Below are 4,059 nucleotides of genomic sequence, written 5' to 3' on the forward strand. Positions count from 1 at the left end.
TGATCACGGGTATATATCACCTGCTTGAATGATTCTTTAATGACTTTCTCTTCAAATCAATCTTTCCCATTATGCTAAATCAACATATTTTCATTGTAATTCATTGTAATATATTAATTATAATATTTAGAGATTTATATTTACATTTAGCAATACAAAGACACTTCACATCGATTAATTAATGTTTTTAACTGTTACACATGGTTGCATTGGATTTCTTTTTAAGAAAAGCATTAAAGACACGAATATGTCTATCCAGTCTGTGACTTTGGTTTTGATTGCGCTACATGATGTGTAATTTGGTGTCGTAATATTGAATGGTTATCAGTTTTTAACTGATTTTTCAGTGGTATTAACGGACTTCATAACACAGGGAAAGGTATGTTCAATTTATTTTTTCAGTCTGCACCCGCAAGGCTTACACTAACATCTGACTTGGCCTGTATAGTGGTTTTTGAAGGTGTGTGGGGTAACAGGAGGGTCTTTGTATGGTCGGCGGTCTGTCTCTGGGGGGGTGATGACAACCAGGCTGTTTTGCAGAAGCTGGTGATTATCGTACCTGAGCTTAATGTGGCCAAATGTATACCCCAAGTGGAGGGGGTTGTGGTCGTTGAGCATTGGTTAGACGAGTGGCACCTGATGTACAATCCCCATGCCATGAGGCTTACATGCCAGACATCTTTGTTCGTAGTATTCCTTGCTTGGCAACGTGCACATGGGAGGATCAACTTTCCAGCGGTATCTCTGTCTACGACGATAGTGCATATACTTTCGTTATTTCCTATCATTATTTCATTATCACTTACCCAGACACGAGGAAAAATAATTAGCCATCAAGTTGATGGAGTAATGCTAATCATACTGACGTTGTCTAACGTCGTCTTTATTTTGGGAAATCCCTGTTCAAATCCACTTCAAAAAAAATCTTTGTGGTTGCCTCAATCACTATATCAAAGCCAAAACCCATTACCTGATAGTGGCTAGCGTTCCTATCTAAGCAATGCTAGTTACGTGTAGAAGCAATTAGCAACTCTTGCTAAGGCGTTACACGATGTTTCAGTAGCCTGTTTCACTGGGTGCTGAAATTCCTATCGATCATTTTTCGGGATGAGCTCACTCCAATTCCGGAAACCTTGAACAATTAGACTCTAAAGATATAAAGCGATTGCCAAGCGTAGTTATTCTATCGTGAAAATAAAAAAGGAGATTGCATGCATATTACAGCCTATCTGCAGTTATAGAACAATGAAAGTAGTTACAACGAGATTCATTTATGAGCTGAATGTTTCACTGCATAAAAATACTACATCGGTGATGTTTTTTCTTATCCAGTGAGCTCTGAAACGATGATTGAGTAGTACCACAACTTTTTATCAGATGACCTTATGGACCTCGGTTTCTTATTCAGGATACGGTTATGGGCGGTAGCGTGCCTGCACGGCATTAATATCTCGAAAGTAAATAAAAATTGGCTGAGTATCTTTTGGAACTGAAACGGCAGTATTGGAGTGTTTATTGCGTTAGCGATAAACTTAGCCTCTGAGTACGTCAGCGTTAAAATCTCTCCTATAATCAGCATCTTCATTGAGTATTGTTTTTTACGTGGAATTAGCTTATAAAAGTATACTAACTGGCATTTCAAAAATGTCGCTAAATTTGATGACTATAGTTTTTTAACCAGAGTGCGTTTGCAGCCCAAGATAGAGAGTTAAGTCGGGTGCTATTGTGAAAAGTTATTTAGACACTATGAGTCTTTGATTTACAAAAAATTATGGAGAGTGAACGATGAACAGAAAACCGTCATATACAAAAGATGAGTTACTACTTTGTTCCAATGGCGAAATGTTTGGCCCGGGGAACGCTCAGTTGCCTCTACCGCCGATGCTAATGGTCGATCGCATTCTTGAGATTTCAGAAAAATCAGGAACGCACGGATTAGGAAAAATTATTGCCGAACTGGATATTACACCGGATCTTTGGTTTTTTGATTGTCACTTCAAAAATGACCCTGTTATGCCCGGTTGCTTAGGATTAGATGCGACATGGCAATTGCTGGGGTTCTTTTTAGCTTGGAAAGGGTATGAAGGCAGGGGGCGAGCTAGAGGTGGGAGTGTTAAATTCAATGGCACAGTACTCCCTACAGCTAAGGTTGTTAATTATGAGCTAAATATTACGCGCTTAGTCAACCAAAGACTAAAAATGGGAATTGCCGATGCAATAGTATCAGTTGACGGAAAGCAAATCTATACAATGAAAGACTTAACGACAGTATTGACGTCAACGAATAATTAATACAGTTGATTATATTTTTCATGAAGGTTTTGATGGTGATCATTATTGTGATCACCAATTAAATTTTCATTTACCACAGTAATAAGTTGCTATTTACCACTTGATTAATTGATTCCCATTCATTTATCTTCACTCGCCATCATCTTAAGGTTGCTTATTAATAATCCAGTTTTCATGTTATAGAGGGTAATTATTGGTGCTACCTTGGCTGTTAGCATTCTCACTCTATGGCTTGGCTAAACTTGACGATTCTCTAAACATCTGGTGATGACCATTATCTCAGTTTTCTCGCACTGCAGTTACTGCAACGCCTCAATCGGTAAACAGTCGGTTTAGAGTTTTTGGTGTTTGGCGGGAAGATATTCTTAGTTAATCTAACAATCAGTGAAACTATGAGATTGGAGATTTTTAATGCATATGAAATCTGAATTTGAAAATATTGCAATAGTTGGTATGGGCTGTAAGTTTTCTGACGGAATTAATAGCGCTGCAGATTATTGGCGTTATATTTCTTCCGGAAAAAATGTGGCAATAAATATCCCCAGGGAACGCTGGGGAAATTACTCAATTGAATCTGATGATAATCCCCTTGCCGAAAAACTAAAAGGTGGCATCCTCTCAGATATTGATGCTTTTGATGCTAGGTTCTTTGGCATCTCCCCACGTGAAGCGAAAAGTATTGATCCGCAGCAAAGGTTGTTACTTGAGGTGTGTTGGGAGTCATTGGAAAATTCAGGAATGACTCTGAATGAATTGAATAAAAACAGGGTCAGTGTATTTATTGGTCTGAGCAGTCAGGAATATGGCATGCTTGAGGGCGAAGAAGAATTTGACGGCTATTCTCTCACCGGACATTCCGCCAGTCTGGCCTCAGGACGAATAAGCTATAGTTTCGGTTTTACCGGTCCCTCGATGACGCTGGACACTGCGACTTCGTCTTCTTTAGTTTCTATCCACCTTGCCTGTCAATCACTGTTAAGTGGTGAAAGCTCACTGGCTATTGCCGGTGGGAGCTCTTTGATGCTGACTCCGCGCATGTTTATCGGTTTTGACCACTTGGGCGGGCTGGCTAGCGACGGACGCTGTAAAACATTTTCTGCGGAGGCCGATGGTACTGGTTGGGCGGAGGGTTGTGGGGTCGTGGTATTAAAACGCATGAGTGATGCGTTACGCGATGGCGACCGTATTCTGGCCATACTGCGCGGCAGTGCTGTCAATCATGACGGCCATACCCCAGGGCTGACGGTGCCCAGTGGTTCGGCACAGGAGGCGGTCATTCGTGCCGCTTTGCAGCAGGCCGGGGTGCGGCCTGCCGACGTCGACTACGTGGAGTGCCACGGTACCGGCACGCGGCTTGGCGACCCGATTGAGGTGCAGGCGCTGGGCGCGGTACTCGGCGAGGGACGCAGTACCGACCAACCGCTGATCCTCGGCTCGGTCAAAAGCAACATCGGTCATACCCAGGCTGCCGCCGGGATCGCCGGACTGATCAAGACGGTGCTGGCGTTGCAGCATCAGTGTATCCCGCAGAACCTGTACTTTACCACCCCCAACCCGCATATCCCGTGGGACGCCCTGCCGGTCAGAGTAGCCGACAGGGCCATCCCGTGGCCTCGGGGAGAAAAACCGCGCATTGCCGGAGTCAGTTCCTGGGGGTTAGGAGGAACTAACGCGCACATCATTCTGGAGGAAGCGCCGCACACGGCAGCGGAAGTTGCAGAGCGTGATGTCTCCCCGCGTCCGGCGGAGCTGTTGGTGCTTTCCGGG

At 43.5% G+C, this 4,059-nt stretch carries 2 protein-coding genes; both read left to right on the forward strand.

Annotation, left to right across the window (positions count from 1 at the left end; genetic code table 11):
* The first annotated feature begins 1,785 nt into the window (after positions 1-1,785).
* Complete coding sequence (gene fabA, locus U869_RS0128185) at positions 1,786-2,292, forward strand: bifunctional 3-hydroxydecanoyl-ACP dehydratase/trans-2-decenoyl-ACP isomerase (RefSeq protein WP_025121999.1); 507 nt, start codon at positions 1,786-1,788, stop codon at positions 2,290-2,292.
* A 417-nt stretch (positions 2,293-2,709) separates the two neighbouring features.
* On the forward strand, positions 2,710-4,059 hold a 1,350-nt coding region (locus tag U869_RS0128190; RefSeq protein WP_255330929.1), incomplete at its 3' end, for a type I polyketide synthase.

This window comes from Serratia sp. H1w, assembly GCF_000633355.1.
In the GTDB taxonomy this organism is placed as follows: Bacteria; Pseudomonadota; Gammaproteobacteria; order Enterobacterales; family Enterobacteriaceae; genus Chania.